At 71.3% G+C, this 18,178-nt stretch carries 20 protein-coding genes, 1 tRNA gene, 1 pseudogene and 1 riboswitch; of the genes and pseudogenes, 10 read left to right on the top strand and 12 right to left on the bottom strand.

Annotation, left to right across the window (positions count from 1 at the left end):
* The 3 genes and pseudogenes from AX737_RS00970 to AX737_RS00960 all read right to left on the bottom strand — a co-directional run.
* Window positions 1-480, bottom strand: a pseudogene (locus AX737_RS00970) (xanthine dehydrogenase family protein molybdopterin-binding subunit); the annotation flags it as partial.
* A gap of 139 nt (window positions 481-619) precedes the next feature.
* Window positions 620-1,471 (bottom strand): AraC family transcriptional regulator, encoded by an 852-nt coding sequence (locus AX737_RS00965; protein ID WP_066918284.1) that lies wholly within the window; start codon window positions 1,469-1,471, stop codon window positions 620-622.
* Window positions 1,472-1,597: 126 nt separating this feature from the next.
* Complete coding sequence (locus AX737_RS00960; RefSeq protein ID WP_156453449.1) at window positions 1,598-1,903, bottom strand: hypothetical protein; 306 nt, start codon at window positions 1,901-1,903, stop codon at window positions 1,598-1,600.
* A 398-nt stretch (window positions 1,904-2,301) separates the two neighbouring features.
* On the opposite strand from AX737_RS00960, the gene AX737_RS00955 reads away from it, so the two are divergent.
* Window positions 2,302-2,562, top strand: coding sequence for a hypothetical protein (locus AX737_RS00955; RefSeq protein ID WP_066918280.1), 261 nt, complete (start codon window positions 2,302-2,304; stop codon window positions 2,560-2,562).
* Between the two features lie 209 nt (window positions 2,563-2,771).
* On the opposite strand, the gene AX737_RS00950 is transcribed toward AX737_RS00955, so the two are convergent.
* Window positions 2,772-2,846, bottom strand: a tRNA-Gly gene (locus tag AX737_RS00950).
* 131 nt (window positions 2,847-2,977) lie between these two features.
* On the opposite strand from AX737_RS00950, the gene AX737_RS00945 reads away from it, so the two are divergent.
* The 3 genes from AX737_RS00945 to AX737_RS33930 all read left to right on the top strand — a co-directional run bounded on the left by AX737_RS00945 (window position 2,978) and on the right by AX737_RS33930 (window position 4,295).
* Window positions 2,978-3,508: a metallophosphoesterase gene (locus AX737_RS00945; protein ID WP_066918288.1), complete on the top strand. Its 531-nt coding sequence runs from the start codon at window positions 2,978-2,980 to the stop codon at window positions 3,506-3,508.
* A gap of 184 nt (window positions 3,509-3,692) precedes the next feature.
* A complete protein-coding gene (locus tag AX737_RS00940; protein ID WP_066918279.1) occupies window positions 3,693-4,004 on the top strand; it encodes a hypothetical protein in 312 nt (103 codons plus the stop codon).
* A gap of 138 nt (window positions 4,005-4,142) precedes the next feature.
* The gene (locus AX737_RS33930; protein WP_197430407.1) at window positions 4,143-4,295 is read left to right on the top strand and encodes a hypothetical protein; all 153 of its coding nucleotides are present in this window, start codon (window positions 4,143-4,145) and stop codon (window positions 4,293-4,295) included.
* Window positions 4,296-4,319: 24 nt separating this feature from the next.
* Here the strand turns inward: AX737_RS33930 and AX737_RS00935 are convergent, their stop codons facing one another.
* Window positions 4,320-4,511 carry a hypothetical protein gene (locus tag AX737_RS00935; protein ID WP_066918276.1) on the bottom strand — a complete coding sequence of 64 codons (192 nt, stop codon included), beginning with the start codon at window positions 4,509-4,511 and terminating at the stop codon, window positions 4,320-4,322.
* A 183-nt stretch (window positions 4,512-4,694) separates the two neighbouring features.
* Here AX737_RS00935 and flaF point away from each other — a divergent pair, with 183 nt between their 5' ends.
* Complete coding sequence (flaF, locus tag AX737_RS00930) at window positions 4,695-5,057, top strand: flagellar biosynthesis regulator FlaF (protein ID WP_066918274.1); 363 nt, start codon at window positions 4,695-4,697, stop codon at window positions 5,055-5,057.
* Window positions 5,058-5,063: 6 nt separating this feature from the next.
* Here the strand turns inward: flaF and AX737_RS00925 are convergent, their stop codons facing one another.
* Window positions 5,064-5,465, bottom strand: coding sequence for a flagellar biosynthesis repressor FlbT (locus tag AX737_RS00925; RefSeq protein WP_066918272.1), 402 nt, complete (start codon window positions 5,463-5,465; stop codon window positions 5,064-5,066).
* Window positions 5,466-5,662: 197 nt separating this feature from the next.
* Here AX737_RS00925 and AX737_RS00920 point away from each other — a divergent pair, with 197 nt between their 5' ends.
* A complete protein-coding gene (locus tag AX737_RS00920; RefSeq protein ID WP_066918270.1) occupies window positions 5,663-7,891 on the top strand; it encodes a DUF1522 domain-containing protein in 2,229 nt (742 codons plus the stop codon).
* Window positions 7,892-8,019: 128 nt separating this feature from the next.
* Here AX737_RS00920 and AX737_RS00915 read toward each other — a convergent pair whose 3' ends face one another.
* Entirely contained in the window at window positions 8,020-8,394 is a 375-nt protein-coding gene (locus tag AX737_RS00915; protein WP_156453448.1) for a hypothetical protein, read from the bottom strand.
* Between the two features lie 206 nt (window positions 8,395-8,600).
* The gene (thiC, locus tag AX737_RS00910) at window positions 8,601-10,490 is read right to left on the bottom strand and encodes a phosphomethylpyrimidine synthase ThiC (RefSeq protein ID WP_066918266.1); all 1,890 of its coding nucleotides are present in this window, start codon (window positions 10,488-10,490) and stop codon (window positions 8,601-8,603) included.
* 74 nt (window positions 10,491-10,564) lie between these two features.
* A riboswitch (TPP riboswitch) is annotated at window positions 10,565-10,673 on the bottom strand.
* 175 nt (window positions 10,674-10,848) lie between these two features.
* Between thiC and AX737_RS00905 the strand changes: the two genes are divergently transcribed.
* The 3 genes from AX737_RS00905 to AX737_RS00895 all read left to right on the top strand — a co-directional run bounded on the left by AX737_RS00905 (window position 10,849) and on the right by AX737_RS00895 (window position 13,310).
* On the top strand, window positions 10,849-11,688 hold the full coding sequence (locus AX737_RS00905; RefSeq protein WP_066918265.1) for an alpha/beta hydrolase: 840 nt from the start codon (window positions 10,849-10,851) through the stop codon (window positions 11,686-11,688).
* Between the two features lie 42 nt (window positions 11,689-11,730).
* A complete protein-coding gene (locus tag AX737_RS00900; RefSeq protein WP_066918263.1) occupies window positions 11,731-12,102 on the top strand; it encodes a restriction endonuclease in 372 nt (123 codons plus the stop codon).
* Between the two features lie 98 nt (window positions 12,103-12,200).
* Window positions 12,201-13,310: an acyltransferase family protein gene (locus AX737_RS00895; RefSeq protein ID WP_066918261.1), complete on the top strand. Its 1,110-nt coding sequence runs from the start codon at window positions 12,201-12,203 to the stop codon at window positions 13,308-13,310.
* A gap of 3 nt (window positions 13,311-13,313) precedes the next feature.
* Here AX737_RS00895 and AX737_RS00890 read toward each other — a convergent pair whose 3' ends face one another.
* Window positions 13,314-13,604, bottom strand: coding sequence for a PilZ domain-containing protein (locus tag AX737_RS00890; RefSeq protein ID WP_066918259.1), 291 nt, complete (start codon window positions 13,602-13,604; stop codon window positions 13,314-13,316).
* A gap of 4 nt (window positions 13,605-13,608) precedes the next feature.
* Window positions 13,609-13,893, bottom strand: a complete 285-nt coding sequence (locus AX737_RS00885; protein ID WP_066918258.1) for a hypothetical protein — start codon at window positions 13,891-13,893, stop codon at window positions 13,609-13,611.
* 321 nt (window positions 13,894-14,214) lie between these two features.
* On the opposite strand from AX737_RS00885, the gene AX737_RS00880 reads away from it, so the two are divergent.
* The gene (locus AX737_RS00880; RefSeq protein ID WP_066918256.1) at window positions 14,215-16,425 is read left to right on the top strand and encodes a transglycosylase domain-containing protein; all 2,211 of its coding nucleotides are present in this window, start codon (window positions 14,215-14,217) and stop codon (window positions 16,423-16,425) included.
* Window positions 16,426-16,436: 11 nt separating this feature from the next.
* Here AX737_RS00880 and AX737_RS00875 read toward each other — a convergent pair whose 3' ends face one another.
* Together AX737_RS00875 and cysC are read right to left on the bottom strand one after the other, a co-directional pair.
* Window positions 16,437-17,375, bottom strand: coding sequence for an alpha/beta hydrolase (locus AX737_RS00875; protein ID WP_066918253.1), 939 nt, complete (start codon window positions 17,373-17,375; stop codon window positions 16,437-16,439).
* A gap of 8 nt (window positions 17,376-17,383) precedes the next feature.
* Entirely contained in the window at window positions 17,384-18,010 is a 627-nt protein-coding gene (gene cysC / locus AX737_RS00870; RefSeq protein ID WP_082772802.1) for an adenylyl-sulfate kinase, read from the bottom strand.
* Window positions 18,011-18,178 lie beyond the last annotated feature (168 nt).

Raw genomic sequence — 18,178 nt, 5'->3', positions numbered from 1 at the left:
CTCGCGGCGCTGGCGCCCGACGCCGTCGTGGAGGATGGGGGCGTCGGGCGCCAGCGCCGCGAGCGGGTCGACCACGGCCGGGCGCGGCCGGTAGGCGACCTCGATGAGGTCGCAGCCGTCCTCCGCGACGTAGCGGTCGCTCCCCAGGACGACGGCGACCGGCTCGCCGACGTAGCGGACCCGGTCGACCGCGACGGCGCGGGCATCCACGGCCGCGCGGACCGCCGGGACGAGGCCCGCGGTGATGTCGAGGAGGTCGCGCCCGGTGATCACGGCCGCGATGCCCGGCAGCGCCAGCGCGGCGGCGGCGTCGATCTCGACGATGTCCGCGTGCGCGTGGGGCGAGCGCAGGATCGCCGCGTGCAGCGTGCCCGGCTTCGTGCCCAGATCGTCGATGTAGCGCCCGCGCCCCGACAGAAGGCCCGCGTCCTCGACGCGCTCGACCGACCGTCCGACGAACGGGATGTGCTCGATGCCCAACGTTCGCTTCCTCGCCCAGGGCTCTTGCCGGCCCGGTTCGAGGAGGATGCATCGCGTGCCACGCGACGGAGGATCCCGCCGCGTCTCGCGACTTACCCAGACGTCTCAAAAAGCGCCGCGGCAGGATGCGCGGCGGCGCTCAGGCCGGCGGCGGGGCGCCCCGGCGCACGATGCCGCGGAAGACGCTCGGCGGGACGCCGACATGGTCGCGGAAGAAGCGCGAGAAATGCGCGGGCGTGGAGAAGCCGAGGCCGAGCGAGAGCTCCGTCAGGCCCTGGTCGGTGCCGACGATGGTCCGGACCGCGCGCTCGACCCGGACGGCGTTCTTGAAGACGTTGGGCGAGGCGCCGGTCGTCTGCTCGAACAGGCGGTAGAAGTGGGCCCGCGAGAGCCCGACCTCGCGCGCGAGCGCGTCGATGCCGCTCCCGGTCCCGGGCTCGGCCCGGATCCGGGCGATGGCCCGCTGCACGCGCCAGTCCCGGTTGCGGCTCGCCCCCCGCAGGGAGGACCCGGCCTCGCGCCACGCGGTGAAGCGCTCGATCAGGGCGATCATCAGCCCGGGCAGCAGGGTCTCGCGGATGCGGCGCGAATCCGGCGCGTAGACCATCTCGCCCGCGAGGTCCCGGGCGAGTTGCCGGATCCGGGCCGTGATCAGGCCGACCGGCTGCTCGAAGAAGCCCGGCGCGCCGCTCGCCGCCCAGTTGTCGCGGAAGGATCCGAGCCAGGCCGGCTCGATGTAGAGCGCGAGGATCATCGCCTTGTCGCGCGCCGGATCGTGCAGGTAGGCGTGCGTCTCCCAGGCGTTGACGAGGACGGCCTGCTCGTCGGTGAGGCGGACGACGCGCTCGCCGACCAGGAACTGCGTGTCGTCGCCCTCGACCTTCAGCAGGACATGGCAGTGATGATGCGCGTGCCGGACGAGGCCGCGGTCCATGTCGAGCAGGGCCACACGGCCGAAATCGCCGTGGGCAATCTCGAGAGCTTCGGACATCCCTCACGGATACCACACCGCCCGAGGTGCGGCCATCGAGCGCCGACCAAGGCAGGTCGCCCGCGGATGCGCGGACCCGCCCGGATCTCGATGCCATCCGCTGGCGCGTCGCACAGCACGCCGGCGTCAGTACCAGTAGGCTCGCCGATAATAGACCCGCGGATAGCCCCAGCCATAGGTGCGCCAGAAGGCGCGACGATAGACACGGTAGTCGGTATCGTAGCCCCGCCAGCCATAGGGCGACCAGTAGGCTCGCCGGTAGCGGCGGACGTAGACGGGATACGGATAGGAGGCTGGATAATAGGCCGGGTACCCGTACCAGTAGGGATCGATCGGCGCCGTTGCAGCGGCCGCCAGCCCCAGGGCACCCCCGACGACGGCGCCGGTCGCCAGGGCCGCGCCCCAGCCTGGTCCCCACCCGTACCAGTACACCTGCTCGGTGAGTTTTGCGCCGGCGACCTGCTCGACCGATGCGGCGGGAAGCGGGGCCGCACCGACGGGTGCGCTTCCGCCGGCCGCGAGACCGGCTGCGACCACGCCCGCGCCTACGATCCTCTGAAGGCTGGAAACCATGACAAACCTCCGGTCATGAGAGGTGATGGCAGTCCGACCGCGGTGCGGTGGTCGACGGCCGGCTTCGTCGTGCGCGGGCTGCGCTCGGACGGCTCAGGGACGACAGGACCTGCCGCATCGCTGGACAGGAGCATGACTGACCCAGGAAGCTCGCCGCCTTCCTTCCGGTCGATCCGCGTGTCTCGCTTTGACCTGCATCAAAGCGCCTGCCCGTAAGCCGCCCTGAAATCCTGCCCCGAACGTCTAGGGAGATCGCCATGTCTGCGCGACATTCGGTGACCGCTGGAATCCTGCTTGGGCTTCTGGGTTCACTGCCGGCGCTGGGACAGGACGCGGTCCGGTCGGATCCGCCGCAGGCGGTCGCCGACAGGACGGACTACATCGCGAAGAGCGGCAAGACCGTGCCGAGGCCGGACAAGCTCGATCCCAACGAGAGCAGCACGATCGAACGGCGCACGCCCGAACAGGTCCGCGACGACGCGATCACGCGGGGGATCTGTGTGGGCTGCTCCCGCTGATCCGGTTTCGCGCGCTCGGACCCGAGCGTTCCGTTCAGGGCCGGCCCTCCGTGTCGCGCCGAACGCCAGCCGATTCCGGCCGGCCCCCGGAGCGGCGCGCTCCATCGCGGGCATTCCGCGACGGCGAAAGCGAGGGGATGCGGGAAGGGGACGCCGCGGGAACCTCGAAGGTTCCGCGGCTGCCGACGCGTCCGGTTCCAGGGGATCGATGGAGCGGGCGATCGGGATCGAACCGACGACATTCAGCTTGGGAAGCTGACGTTCTACCACTGAACTACGCCCGCGTCGCAGCCTTGGTTAAAGGGCCCTCCGCCTCCTGTCCAGCCGAATCCGCCGTCCGGCCGCATCGGTCGCGGGCTTCGCGATGGAACGGGATGCGGGGCCGCGCGTCGTTGAGGGAATCCTGCGCCGCGCCATGACCGTCTTCTTCACCAGCGACACCCATTTCGGGGATCCGCGGGTGCTGCGGCTCGACCGCAGGCCGTTTCCGGACCTCGCGGCGCACGACGCCGCCCTCATCGCCGCATGGAACGCGCGCGTCGCGCCCGAGGACGAGGTCTGGCACCTCGGCGACTTCGCCCTCGGGCCGAGCGGACCGCGCCTGCGCCAGATCCTGGACGCGCTCCACGGCACCAAGCGCCTGATCAGCGGGAACAACGACGGGCCCGACACGCTCGCGGCGCCGGGCTGGGCCTGGGTCGGCCCCTATGCGGAGGTCGCCGTCGAGGCGCGCCGCCTCGTCCTGTGCCACTACGCCTTCAGGACCTGGAATGGGATCGGCCGGGGCGCACTCAACCTGCACGGGCATAGCCACGGACAGCTCAAGCCGATCCCCAGGCAGTACGACGTCGGCGTCGATGCCCAGGGCTTCGTACCGGTCACGCTCGCCGAGATCCTGGTCTCGCGGCGGCGCGGCGCGAAACGTCCCGCGGAACCATCGGCTTAGCTCTGCCGTTTCCAGGCCAGAAGACAGGAGGATGCGGCAACCGCCCGGCAGGGAGGCCGCCCGCGACCTCCGCCCCTCCCGTGTCCGGATGACGGACCACCTCGGACCACGTCACAGACGCGCAAGGGCCAGGGAGCGGATCTCCGCTCGTCGGGACCCCGGCGCCCGTTTCCACGGTGTTCCCATGCAACAGCCCCTCAAAGCCGCCATCGCCGCACTCGGGCTCGCCCTGGCCACGCAGGCGGCTCTCGCGGCACCCGCCTGCATCGAGGCCCGGCGCAAGGTCGACGAGGCGGCGGCGCTCCGCTACCAGGCGCGCCAGGAAGCCCGCCTCGGCGACCACGACCGGGTCTGCGACACGCTCGACGAGGTCGGCGACCGCTACAACGACGCCCGCGACGCCTTCGACGATTGCGGGGCCGGCGTGGTGGCGATCGACCTGCGCAGCGAGTTGCGCGCCCTGCGCGTCGCCAAGCGGATCAACCGCTGCGACTAGCGGCCCGGGACCGGGCCGCCCCTCCACATCATCCCGCATGCCGGGCGAGCGCGTGCGCCTCCGCACAGAAGCCGCGCGAGCTTGACCGCACTCTTAACCCATGCCCGACGCGAGCCCGTCGGCGACAGGATCTCCGCCATGAACCAGAGCCTCGGCCAGGACCTCGGTCAAGACGTCGCCAGCCCCTCGCTCGGCGCACGGACCGGCCCGTCCTTCGCGGCCGCCCTGTGCGGCTTCCTCAGCACCACGGTCGCCACGACGGCGCTGATGTTCCTGCTCAGCAGCGTCTGAGGCGGGCGGCGGGATCGCGGGCCCTCAGGGCGCGATCCACCAGAAGCGGCGCGGCGAGAGCAGCATCTCGACGGAGCCGACCTTCCGGGCGGCGGCGAGCATCGCCGCGGGCCGCAGCCCGAGACGGGTCTGGATCTCCGGCTGGCGCACGGCCGCGATGGTGCCGACGCAGGCGAAGAGCGCCCCGGCGACCGCCCCGAGCAGAAAGTTCGTCATCGCAAGACAGCATTCCCGGGGCCTGAGAGCCCCACGCACCGGCGCCGGTCTGGCACCGCATGCGGGCGCGATTGCGGCGGCCCGCGCTTACACACCCTTAAGCTTACCGTGTGATCAATCCCGGGCGATGCCCCGCAGGGCGGCATCCGCCGTCCGGGAACGGGTTGCAGGGATCGGGTCCGCATGAGCTACGCCGCCAACGCCTATGCCAGAACCGCGCAGGTCGCGCTCAGCCCGCGCGAGGCGGAAGCCGCGGTGCTGATGAAGGCCGCGCGTCAGCTCCAGGCGGCGCGCGACGACTGGGACAACCACGCGGCCGGCCTCAACGCGGTGCTCACCTTCAACCAGAAGGTCTGGACGATCCTGGCAACCGCCGCGACCGACCCGGCAAGCCCGCTGCCGCCGGACCTGCAGCAGGACGTGGCCAACCTCGCGGCCTTCGTGTTCCGCCGGATCCTCGACACCATGGTCGATCCCTCGCGCGAGAAGCTCGACGCCCTGATCACCATCAACCAGAACCTGGCGGCCGGCCTCCAGGGCCGCTGACGCCCCTCAGGCCGCCCCCGGCTCCGCCGCGGGCGCAAGGTGCGCGCGCTCGTAGGCGACGAGGTCGCGGGCGCGCTTGATCGCGGCGTGGTGGCGCCCCGCCTCCAGTTCCTGCTGGATCGCCGCGAGGTAGGGGGCCGTGCCGGGCGCCTGGCGGACGAGTTCGGCCGCCTGCGCGTAGAACAGGGCGAGCGGCCCGGTCGGCTCCTCCGAGAGGTAGATTACCGTCAACGTCAGGTGCAGGCGCTTGCAGGGCGTGTCGGCCTCGCTCTCGGTGATGATCTCGCTCTCGCGCAGGAACTTGCACGCCGTCTCGATCAGGAAGGCGGCGCGACGCTCGCCGTTGCGGATCGCCGCCCCGTTGATGATCAGCCGCTCGAACGGCTTCAGTTCGATGCGCAGGGGCATGGCGTGCTCTCCGGGGAACCTGACGCCACCCTAGTCACGCTTCGTTAACCGTGACTCAACGCGGCCCTCGGAAAAACCGCGCCGGGCGTCTCACGCAAGGAACCTCGCGGATCAGCTTAAGGGCTCGGCAAGGGCCCGCGTGATCTCTGGGGCGACTGCCAGAAAGGCAGGACCACAGATCAGCACGGATCGCCCCGATGTCCAGCATCACCCTCTCGTCTGCCACCCGGCAGAACCTGCTCGTGGCCCAGGATACGGCCAGCCTCCTGTCGACCACGCAGAACCGCCTCGCGACCGGCAAGAAGGTCAACACCGCCCTCGACAGCCCGAGCTCGTTCTTCACGGCCCAGGGCCTCGACAACCGCGCCGGCGACCTCTCGAACATCCTCGACTCGATCTCGAACGGCGTGCAGGTGATCCAGGCCGCCAACACCGGCATCACCTCGCTGCAGAAGCTCGTCGACAACGCCAAGTCGGTCGCCAACCAGGCGCTGCAGGCGACGATCGGCTACTCCACCAAGTCGAACGTCTCGACCACGATCACCGGCGCGACCGCCGCAGATCTGCGTGGGACGACGTCGTACGCGAACGCGCAGGCGAGCAGCAATGTTCTATTCAGCGGAAATGCCGCCGGCGCGACCGCAGCAACAAACGCAACAAAGCTCGGCGGTACACAAGGTACTCTTGCCGGTACGGCAGCGGGTACGGCAACTGCGACGACGACACTGAGCAGCCTGACGAACGGACCTGCAGCCGGCGACACGCTAACGGTGAATGGCCGCTCTATCACATTCCGTAGCGGCGCAGCGCCTGCGGCGGCCGATGTACCGGCTGGTTCCGGCGTTACTACTGGTGGCCAGGTAGTGACGGATGGCAGCGGAAACTCGACCGTCTACCTCGGCAGCGGCACTATCACCGATCTGCTCTCTGCGATCGACCTTGCTAGCGGCGTAAGGAAGGCTGCGATCTCGGCTGGCGCCGCGACGGTAACAGCGAGTTCAACCCAGACGATCTCATCTATCAACGACACGAGTCATATCGTAACCCTGAAGAGTTCAGTTGGCGCCGATCTGAATATCTCCGGCAAGGCAGATATCCTCGCCTCCATCGGCATCACGTCAGCGACTGGAGGCGGAACAGCTTCGGTCAATGTGGCACGCACCGCTGGATCAGCAGGCCTGGGCACTCTGATCGCTGACGGCTCAACTCTAACAGTGAATGGCAAGACAATTACTTTCAAAGACGCAGAGGCACCCGCATCCAGCAGCACTCGCCCAGGCGTCGTTCAAAACAGCTCGAACGCAGACACGCCAGTTGAGACAGATGGAAGCGGCAACTCTATTGTCTATTTGCAGACGGCGACACTTACTGATGTGCTTAACGCCGTTGACATAGCGACAGGCGCCCAAAAGGCAACCACAGGCTCCGCAAAGACTACGCTCGCAACGACCGCAGGCGCGACAAATTCGTCTATTGCCGGAGGAATCCTGAAGATCAGCACCGGGACAACGGCTGATCTCAATATCACCGGCACCGGAAATGCTCTATCAGCCCTGGGCCTCGCTGGTAATGCAGGAACCGATACGAGCTTCACTGCATCACGCAGCTCCACCCCCGGCGGTCTCTCTGGCAAGACGCTGACCTTCGGCTCGCTGAACAACGGCACCGCGGTCAACGTCACCTTCGGCGACGGCACCAACGGCACGGTGAAGACGCTGGACGGCCTCAACGCCAAGCTCGCCCTCAACAACATGCAGGCGGCCCTCGACGCCAGCGGCAAGCTGACGATCTCGACGACGAACGACTACGCCTCGTCGACGATCGGCAGCACGGCCGATGGCGGCACCATCGGCGGCACCGCGTCGGCGCTGTTCTCGACCGCCCAGGCGCCGGTCGAGGACGTGAACTCGCAGAATACTCGCAAGTCGCTGCTCTCGCAGTTCAACCAGATCCTGGACAACATCAAGACGACCGCCCAGGACGCCTCATTCAACGGCGTCAACCTGCTGAACGGCGACACGCTGAAGCTGACGTTCAACGAGAAGGGCTCATCGACGATGAACCTGATCGGCGTCACCTTCGATCCGTCGGGTCTCGGCCTGACCAAGCTCGGGCAGAACGGTCTGAACGAGTTCGAGGACATCTCCTCGACCAACAAGGTCATCTCCTCGCTGACGCAGGCCTCGACGGCCCTGCGCCAGCAGGCCTCGACCTTCGGCTCGAACCTGTCGGTGGTGCAGAACCGGCAGGACTTCAACAAGCAGATCATCAACGTGCTGCAGACCGGCTCGTCGAAGCTCACCGACGCGGACCTCAACGAGGAGGCGGCAAACTCGCAGGCCCTCTCGACCCGCCAGTCGCTGACCGTCTCGGCCCTCTCGCTGGCCAACCAGGCCCAGCAGAGCGTGCTGCAGCTCCTCCGGTAAGGAGCAGGGACGGGCGCCGCCTCACAGCGGCGCCCGAGCCGTCGGGCCGAACACGAGCCGGACAAACGAAGAGGGCCGGGGCAGATCGCCCCGGCCCTCTTCGTTTGCGCGGCTGACGACCGGCGCCGTCAGGCTTTGCGGTCGACCTGCGCCGTCTGCGCGCCGGCGCGTGCCGTCTGCGCGGCCTCGCGCTCCGCGTAGGCGCGGGCCTTCAGCACCGTCACGGTCGGGAGCTGCACGACGATGTCGCCCGAGGCCGGATCGACCACTTGGTAGACCATCTGTCGCGCGTCCGCGTCGCGCACGTACTGCGCGCGGTAATCCGCCTCCGTCTGCGCGGGGGAGGGGGCATCCGCCTCCGCGCTCAGGTCGAGCTTCACCGCCGGCTCGAGCGGGGTGCGCGTGGGCTCCGCCGCGACCGCGCGCGCCGGCGCGGCAGCCGCGACGGGCGCGACGACGGGCGCCGGCCGGTCCGCCGGTTGCACGCTGCCGATCTCGCTCATGGCCATGGGCCTCCGATAGAATACAGAGGTCCATCTGGCGCCCGGATGATGACCGCGGCTTTAACGCGAGGAGGCCTTTCAGAAGAACCGTTAACGCGGGGTGACCGGGGCCCGAGAAATTGTACGCGCCCGGACCGGCCATGAAAAAGGCGGCGGGCCCTCTCGGAACCCGCCGCCCTGTCGCTCACCGGATGCCCCGTCCCGGCCTACTCGGCGGCGTCGACGTAGAGCTTGCCGCCCTCGGCGAGGAACTCCTCCGACTTCGCCTTCATGCCGGCCTCGCGCTGGGCCTCGGACATGACGGGCGCCGCGTGGATCACCGCGCCGGCCTCCTCCATGGCCAGCACCTCGGCGCGCAGGTCCTGCGTGATCTTCATCGAGCAGAATTTCGGCCCGCACATCGAGCAGAAATGGGCGACCTTGTGGGCGTCCTTCGGCAGGGTCTCGTCGTGGTAGGCGCGCGCCGTGTCGGGATCGAGCGAGAGGTTGAACTGGTCCTCCCAGCGGAAGTCGAACCGCGCCCGCGACAAGGCGTCGTCGCGCAGCTGGGCGGCCGGGTGGCCCTTGGCGAGATCGGCGGCGTGCGCGGCGATCTTGTAGGTGATGACGCCCGTCTTCACGTCGTCGCGGTTCGGGAGCCCGAGGTGCTCCTTCGGCGTGACGTAGCAGAGCATCGCCGTGCCGAACCAGCCGATCATCGCGGCGCCGATGCCGCTGGTGATGTGGTCGTAGCCCGGCGCGATGTCGGTGGTCAGCGGGCCGAGCGTGTAGAACGGCGCCTCGCCGCACTCGCGCAGCTGCTTCTCCATGTTCACCTTGATCTTGTGCATCGGCACGTGGCCGGGGCCCTCGATCATCACCTGGCAGCCCTTGTCCCAGGCGATCTTGGTGAGCTCGCCCAAGGTCTCGAGCTCGGCGAACTGCGCCGCGTCGTTGGCGTCGGCGATCGAGCCGGGGCGCAGGCCGTCGCCCAGCGAGAACGACACGTCGTAGGCCCGCATGATGTCGCAGATCTCATCGAAGCGCTCGTAGAGGAACGACTCGCGGTGCCCGGCGAGGCACCAGCGCGCCATGATCGAGCCGCCGCGCGAGACGATGCCGGTGACGCGGCGCGCGGTGAGCGGCACGTGGGCGAGGCGCACGCCGGCGTGGATCGTGAAGTAGTCGACGCCCTGCTCGGCCTGCTCGATCAGCGTGTCCTTGAAGACCTCCCAGTCGAGTTTGAGCGGGTCGCCGCCGACCTTCTCCAGCGCCTGGTAGATCGGCACGGTGCCGATCGGCACGGGGGAGTTCCGCACGATCCACGAGCGGATGTTGTGGATGTTGCGCCCCGTCGAGAGATCCATCACCGTGTCGGCGCCCCAGCGGATCGACCAGACCAGCTTCTCGACCTCCTCGGCCGCCGAGGACGTCACCGCCGAGTTGCCGATATTGGCGTTGATCTTCACCAGGAAGTTCCGGCCGATCGCCATCGGCTCCAATTCGGTGTGGTTGATGTTGGCCGGGATGATCGCCCGGCCGCGGGCGATCTCGTCGCGCACGAATTCCGGGGTGATGAAGGCCGGCACCGCCGCGCCGAAATTCTCGCCGTCCGCGAGCGCGGCCTCGGCCCGCTCCAGCATCTCTTCGCGGCAGAGGTTCTCACGATGGGCGACGTAGATCATCTCCTCGGTGACGATCCCGGCGCGGGCGAACTCGTACTGCGTCACCATCTGGCCGGGCGCGGCCTTGCGCAGCGTGCGCTCGGCGGGGCAGGGGGCGACCAGCTTGTCGGCGGAGGCGAAGCCGTTGTCCTCGGGCTTGACCGCGCGGGGCTCGGCGGTGGCGTAGCCGCGGGCCGCGATCCAGGGCTCGCGCACCTGGGGCAGGCCGTTGAGGAGGTCGATACGTGCATCCGTCTCGGTGTAGGGGCCCGACGGATCGTAGACGCGGACCGGCGCCTCCTTCGGGTCGGTCAGCGCGATCTCGCGGAACGGCACCCGGATGTCGTCGCGGCCGGCGACCGGCGCGTACACCTTGCGCGAGCCGTGGACGGGGCCGGTGGTGACGCTCTCGGGCGAGCCCTTCACGTCTTTGGGCAGGACGGGTGCGTTCATCGTGGATCTCTCCCTGGTTCCTTGGAGCGATCCGAATCCCGGACGAGGAGCGGGTGAGAGCCGGCTCGAACGAGCAGGCCGCAGGTTCCCGTCCCTCCGCCGGTATGAGCCGGATCAGGTTCAAGGGTCAGGGCCGCCGGGCCCAATCTCAGCCCCCCTCACGGGGCTCCCCTCGGAACGGCCGGGAGCCTCCGTGGTTTACGGGGCCTTGTCAATGCCGCGGGCGCGGCCGCGCCTGACACGGCGCGCCCGGATCACCGGCGCGCCCCGCATCTCGGCATTCCGCCGCGCCGGCCGCGCCTCGCGCGCGGGGCGGGCGCCGCTATAACGGGGCCTCCTTCCCGGCCCGAGCGTCCCGATGCGCCTCCCGATTCTCCTGCTCGCCGCCGCGGCGCTCCTCTCCGCGGGCGGGGTCGGGGCCCTGGCGCTGGTGCAGCGGCGGCTGATCTATCCCGGCGCCTACGGCGAGGCCGCCCCCGCCGGCGACCGGGCCGTGCCGCCGGGAGCCGCGGCGATCACCTTAGAGACGGCGGATGGGGAACGCCTCTACGCCCTGTGGCGGGCGCCGCGCCCGGGCTGCGGCGTGGTGGTGAGCTTCCACGGCAACGCCTCGCTGCCGGAATACCACGCGGAGCGCTTCGTCGCCGATCCCTGGGCTGCTGCCGGCTGGGGCGTGCTGGCCCCGGCCTACCGGGGCTATCCGGGCTCGACCGGCGCGCCCTCCGAGGACGGGCTGATCGCCGACGGGCTCGCCGCCGTGGCGGCGGCGCGCGCGCGGGCGCCGGGCGCGCCGATCCTGCTGCACGGCCACTCGCTGGGGGCGGCGGTCGCGGTGGCGGTCGCGGCGCGGCTGCCCGCCGGAGCTTTCGCGGGCCTCTACCTGGAGGCGCCGTTCGACTCGATGGTCTCGGCCGCGCGCGTGCATGTCCCGGCGGCGCCGGGCTGGCTCCTGCGCGACACCTACCGGTCGGACCTGCGCATCGCGGGACTCTCCGGCCCGATCCTGATCGTCCACGGCACGGACGACCCGGTGGTGCCCGAGCGCCTCGGCCGCCGGCTCGCGGAGGCGGGGAGGGCCCGGTTCGAACCGATCCCGGGCGACCATGTCAGCATCCTGGGCGCGCGCGACGGGGAGGCCGCCGCCCTGTTCGGGGCCGCCCGCGCGTGTCCCGATGCCGCGGCGGCCGCGGCCCGCTGAGCGGGGCGGCGCGCCCCATATGGTCGGCCGGGAGGCGTCGATTTGGGCAGGCGGGACCGCAGGTGGCGCGACGACGACCCGGCGACGCACGGGCCGCTGGCGGCCGCGCCGACGATCTGCCCGCTCTGCGACCGACCGATCCCGCCGGGCGCGCGCTCGAGCCTGCATCACCTCACGCCGAAGCTGAAGGGCGGGACCCATCGGGGCACGGTGCGGCTGCACCAGATCTGCCACTCGGCGATCCACGCCCGCTACAGCGAGGCCGAGATCGCCCGCCGGCTCGCAGACGTCGAGGCCCTGCGGACGGATCCGGAGATCGCCCGCTTCCTCGCCTGGGTCCGCACCAAGCCCGACGACTTCCACGCCGCCACCCGGACCACCCGCGAGCGCCGCGGCGCCCGGCGGGACCGGTGACGCCTTAACCAAGTCTTCACCCAAAGCTGCGCTCGCACCGCGAATCCTGGCACGATGCCCGCGACGACCGGTTGCACCTGGGGGTTGAGGAGGCGCGGATGGACCCGAGAGCCGGAACGACGCCGGAGGACGGCCTGCGTCTCGCCTGGGTCGACGTGGCCAAGGGCCTGTGCATCCTGCTCGTCGTCACGATGCACGCGACGCTCGGCACCGGTGCCGCGATGGGCGGCGAGGGCTTCCTGCACCCGCTCGTGGCCTTCGCCCAGCCCTTCCGGATCCCGGCCTTCTTCCTGCTCTCGGGCCTGTTCCTCGGCCGGGTGATCGGGCGCGGCTGGCGCACCTTCGCCGACAAGCGGGTGGTGCATTTCGCCTATTTCTACGGGCTCTGGCTGCTGATCCAGTCGGCGGCGAAGTACGGCGAGATCGCGGGCGACGGCGGCCCGGCGGCGTTCCTGCGCCACCTCGCCCTGGCGCTGGTCGAGCCCTACGCCTCGCTCTGGTTCATCTACCTGCTCGCCGTGTTCTCGGTGGTGACGAAGCTGCTGCGGCGGCTGCCCGGCCCGGTGCTGCTCGGCGGGGCGGCGCTGCTGCAGGTCTTCCCCCCCCACACGCCCTCCTACCTCGTGGAGGAGTTCTGCGCCCGCTACGTGTTCTTCGTCGCGGGCTACCTCTTCGCCGGACGGGTCTTCGCCCTGGCGGAAGCGGTCCGGGCCCGGCCCGGCCCGGCGCTCGGCGCCCTCGCGCTCTGGGCGCTCGCCGAAGGCTGGATCGCCCTGACGCCGGCCGCCGGGCCGGGCTCGCCGCCGCTCGCGAGCCTGCCGGGCTTGGGTCTCGCGGCGGGGGCGCTCGGCGCGGTCGCGCTCGTCGCCGCCGCCGTGCTGCTCGCGGAGGGGGGCGGCCCCGTCGCGCGGGCCCTGCGCACCTGCGGCCACCGCTCGATCGCGATCTACCTCGCCTTCTTCCTGCCGATGGCGGTCGCGCGGACGCTCGTCGTGGAAACCGGGCTGATCACGGATGTCGGCCTCGCCTGCCTGATCGTCGCGGCGAGCGCCGCCCTGGTGCCGCTCGTCCTCGAGCGGCTGGTCCGCGGCACCCGGCTCGACGTCCTGTTCCGGCGGCCGCGCGCCTTCCACCTCGCCGGCACCGGGGCGCCCAACCGGGCCGACGCGCCGCTCGCGCCGCGGCCGGCGCCCGTCGGCGGCCCGTAGCGCTCAGGACGCGGCGAAGCGGGCGCCGATCTCCTCCGGCCCGCGCCACACCACCCGGCAGACCCGCGGCTCGGCGAAGGGCCGCGCCGCGAGGAGGAAGATCTCCGGCACGCAGGTGGCGTCGAGCGAGACCAGCCGGACGCCGTGATCGGAGAGGTCGTAGATCAGGCAGGGCAGGGAGGTGTGCTCGTCGATGGAGATCAGCCCGTTCTCATCGACGCGCGTGCGGGGCGAGGCGCGGCGCTCGGCGGGGTCCGCTGGGACGCGGTGCGGCGCGAGGCTTGCGGCGGCCATGGGGTCAGGCCCTCACGTCGAGGAGGCGCCGCGTCGCGTCGTCCGCGACCCGGGCGGCGGCGGCGTCGGCGGCGAAGCCCGCCCGCGACGCGGCGATCTCCCGGGCCGCCTGCGAGAGCTCGATCCGCGCCGCGGCGGGCAGATCGGTCCCGGTGGCCTTCCCGGTGTCGGTGGCCTGCCCGGTGCCGGAGGGACCGGCCCGCATGCGGGCGACCTGTACGGCGGCTTCGGTGAAGCGGGCCTGGGCGGCGGCCATGCCGCCGGCCGCGCTCTGTACGGCGTCGATCATCGTGGGCCCTTGTCCCGGTCCCGGCAGGGATCCGCAGAAGGCCCATCGAAGTCGAAACCCTTCAACCGCGGCTTGCGAAACTCCCTCGCATTCGACGCATCGCCGCGCCGTCCCGCGCGTATTCGGACCGGGCCGCCCGACGGCGCCCGGAAGGCCCCTCCGCGCGGGATCCCGGACGCCCGCGCGGACGCTCCCCCGGCGGGGGCCGGCGCCCGCCCCGATGGTAAAGACCTCTTAAACCCGCCGCATTTACGGTGCCGAAGCAGGGTCACGGGCCGGCGCCGGACGCGAGCCGGCGCACCCGCAGGACCGGATGAGGGCATGGCGAACGGACGCGGACGGGACCGGGGCGAGCCGAACTTCGACGTGCCGGAAGGCCGCGTCGCGGGCCCCGGCACCCTCGACCTGCGCCTGTCCCACCAGGATCGGGCGGGAGGTGGCGTGGCTTCATCGGGGCGGGACGGCGGCGCCAAGGGCCGCGCCAAGGGTGGCGCCAAGGGCGGTTCGGGCACCGGCGCTCCCCAGCGGCGCAGCCCCGCCCGCAAGCCGAGGAAGCGGCGCGGCTCGTTCCTCGGGCGGCTCGCCTACGGCTGCGTCGTGCTCGGGCTCTGGGCGGTGATCGGAGTCGCGGGCCTCGTCGCCTACCACGCCTCGCAGCTGCCCCCCATCGACCAGCTCGCCGTACCGAAGCGGCCGCCCAACATCGCGATCCTGGCCAGCGACGGCTCGCTGATGGCCAACCGCGGCGAGACCGGCGGGCGCGTCGTCTCGATCAAGGAGCTGCCGCCCTACCTGCCGCGCGCCTTCGTGGCGATCGAGGACCGGCGCTTCTACGGCCATTTCGGCGTCGATCCGGTCGGCATCGCCCGCGCGGTGGCGCAGAACCTGACCCGGCGCGGCGTGGCGCAGGGCGGCTCGACGCTGACCCAGCAGCTCGCCAAGAACCTGTTCCTGACGCCGGAGCGCTCGGCCTCGCGCAAGATCCAGGAGGCGATCCTGGCGCTGTGGCTGGAGCACAAGTACACGAAGGACGAGATCCTCGAGCTCTATCTCAACCGCGTCTATTTCGGTGCCGGCGCCTACGGCGTCGAGGCGGCGGCGCAGCGCTATTTCGGCAAGCCCGCCAAGAGCGTGAGCCTCGCCGAGGCCGCGATGCTCGGCGGCCTCGTCCAGGCGCCGTCCCGGCTCGCGCCGAACCGCAACCTCCCCGCGGCCCAGGCGCGCGCCGCCCAGGTGCTGGCGGCCATGCAGGACCTCGGCTTCGTGCCGGCCCAGGACGCGAAGGTGGCGCTGGCGCAACCCGCCAAGCCCGCGGGCAGCCGCGGCGGCGGCTCGGCCAACTACGTCGCCGACCTCGTGATGGACGTGCTCGACGACTTCGTCGGCAAGTTCGAGAGCGACATCGTGGTGCAGACCACGGTGGACACCTCCCTCCAGGCGACCGCCGAGCGGGCGCTGGTGGACGAGTTGAACAAGCAGGGCACGCGCTACAACGTCCACCAGGGCGCGCTGGTCTCGATGAAGCCGGACGGCGCGATCCGCGCGCTGATCGGCGGACGCGACTACGCCCAGAGCCAGTTCAACCGGGCCACCACCGCGCGGCGCCAGCCCGGCTCCTCGTTCAAGCCCTTCGTCTACCTCGCGGCGGTCGAGCGCGGCGCGACCCCCGACAGCGTGCGCGAGGACGCCCCGATCCGGATCGGAAACTGGGCGCCCGAGAACTACTCGCACCGCTACGAGGGCTCGGTGACGCTCCGCAGCGCGCTGGCGCAATCGCTCAACACGGTGGCGGTGCGCCTCGGCCAGGAGGTCGGCCCGAAGGCCGTGGTGCAGACGGCCCAGCGCCTCGGCATCTCCTCGCCGCTCCAGGCCAACGGCTCGATCGCGCTCGGCACCTCCGAGGTGACGCCGCTGGAGATGGTCGGCGCCTACGGGGCCTTCGCCAACGGCGGAACCGGCGTGATCCCGTACGTCGTCGCCTCCGTGAAGACTGCCGGCGGCAAGGTGCTGTACCGGCGCGGCGAGGGCGGGCTCGGCCGGGTCATCGACCCGAACGCGGCCGGCATGATGAACGCGATGATGCACGAGACCTTCGTGTCGGGCACCGCGCGCAAGGGCGACATCGCGGGCTGGGACCTCGCCGGGAAGACCGGGACGAGCCAGGATTTTCGCGATGCGTGGTTCATCGGCTACTCGGGCACGCTCGTCACGGGCGTGTGGCTCGGCAACGACGACGGCGAGCCGACCAAGAAGGCCTCGGGCGGCAACCTGCCGGTCGAGATCTGGAAGAGCTACATGAGCGTGGCGCTGAAAGGTCAGACGCCCGTGCCGCTGCCCGGCATGAACCGCTGGCGCCGGGCGCCGGAGGCGGCGACCACGGCCTCGGTGGCGAGCGCGGGCGGCCCGGAGGAGATCCTGGGCCAGATCTTCGGCACCAACCCGCAGCCGGCCCAGCCGCAACCCCGCCGCCGCCAGGCCCAGCCCCAGGACGACCGCAACTTCTTCGAGAAGCTGTTCGGCGTCGGGGAGTAGGGCGGATCAGATCATGGTTTCGAAAGGCCGAGGCCTTTCGTGGGTCCAGGGCGAAGCCCTGGGTCTTCATTCAGGAAGTCTTCCAGCGCGGCGAGCACGAGATCCGGGCGCTCCTCCTGCAGGGTGTGGCCGCAATCGAGGGCGTGGCCGCGCACGTCGTCGGCCTTCTCGCGCCACGTCGCCAGCACGTCGTAGGTCCGGCCCACCGTCCCCTTGGCGCCCCAGAGCGCCAGGAGCGGCACGGCGATGCGCCGGCCGGCGTCGGCGGCGTCGTGCTCCAAGTCGATCGTCGCGGCCGCGCGGTAATCCTCGCAGATGGCGTGGCGGGTCGCCGGGTCGGAATAGACCCTGAGATATTCGGCGAAGAGCTCGGGGCCCGGGCTGCCGGGCGTCTTCGACTGCCCGTCCACGTGGGTGCGCAGGAAGAATTCCGGGTCGGCGCCGATCAGGCGCTCGGGCAGGGGCGCCGGCTGGATCAGGAAGAACCACCAGAAATAGGCGGTCGCGAAGGCCTTGTCGGTGCGCGCGTACATGGTCGCGGTCGGCGCGATGTCGAACAGGGCGAGCCGCGTCACCGCCTGCGGGTGGTCGAGGGCCATGCGGTGCGCGACGCGCCCGCCGCGGTCATGGCCCACCACGGCGAAGCGCGCGTGGCCGAGCGCGCGCATCACCGCGACCGCGTCGGCCGCCATCGCGCGCTTGGCGTAGGCGGCGTGGCCGGGGCCGCCCTCGGGCTTGTCGGAATCGCCGTAGCCGCGCAGGTCCATCGCCACCACGCTGAAGCGCCGGGCGAGGAGGGGAGCGACCGCGTGCCAGGTGCTGTGCGTCTGCGGATGGCCGTGCAGGAGGAGGAGGGGCGGCCCGGAGCCGCCGGTGGCCGCGCGGATCCGGATGCCGCCCGCATCGATGTCGCGCAGCGTGAAGCCGGAGAGGAAGGGGTCCGCCGCCACGGTCCGGCTCAGGCCGCGGCGCTGAGGCGCAGAAGCGGCGGGATCAGCGTCCCGGCCGAATCCTCGACCGAGAGCCCCTGCGTGCGGATCACGAGATCGGGCGCCTCAGGCGCCTCGTAGGGCGCCGAGATGCCGGTGAAGTCCGGGATCTTGCCGGCCCGCGCCCGGTCGTAGAGCCCCTTCGGGTCGCGCGCCTCGCAGACCGCGAGCGGCGTGTCGATGAAGACCTCGAGGAACGGGACGTCGCCCGCGATGCGCCGCGCCATCGCCCGCTCCTCGCGGAAGGGCGAGATCAGCGAGACCACCACCACGAGCCCGGCCTCGGCCATCAGCCGGGCGGTCTCGGCGGCGCGGCGGATGTTCTCGGCGCGGTCGGCGGCGCTGAAGCCGAGGTCGCGGTTGAGCCCGTGGCGCAGGTTGTCCCCGTCGAGCACCATGGTGTGGCGCCCGGCCTCCGTCAGCGCCCGGTCGGCGGCGTTGGCGATGCTGGACTTTCCGGCCCCCGACAGGCCCGTGAACCACGCGATGGCCGGGCGCTGGCCGAGCGCCCGCCAGCGCTCCTCGCGGGGCTGCAGGGTGTGCCAGGTCAGGTTGTCGGAGCGGGTGGGGCGCTCGGCGAACTGGGGCTGGGCCAAGGATGCGATCTCTGTGTCGGTCTCTCCGGCGTCGGCGCGGACGCGGAAGCTTCGGAACCTGTGCGGCGCGTGGGACGAACCGCCTTGTATGCAACCTGCGCGGGGAACGGAACCGGTGTTTTCCGTAGCCTTCAGGCGAACCCGACCTGCCGGGCGCGCCCCGCCCCG

This window comes from Methylobacterium sp. CCH5-D2 (genome assembly GCF_001556475.1).
Classification (GTDB): domain Bacteria; phylum Pseudomonadota; class Alphaproteobacteria; order Rhizobiales; family Beijerinckiaceae; genus Methylobacterium; species Methylobacterium hispanicum.
This window is presented reverse-complemented; position numbering and strand designations above follow the sequence as displayed.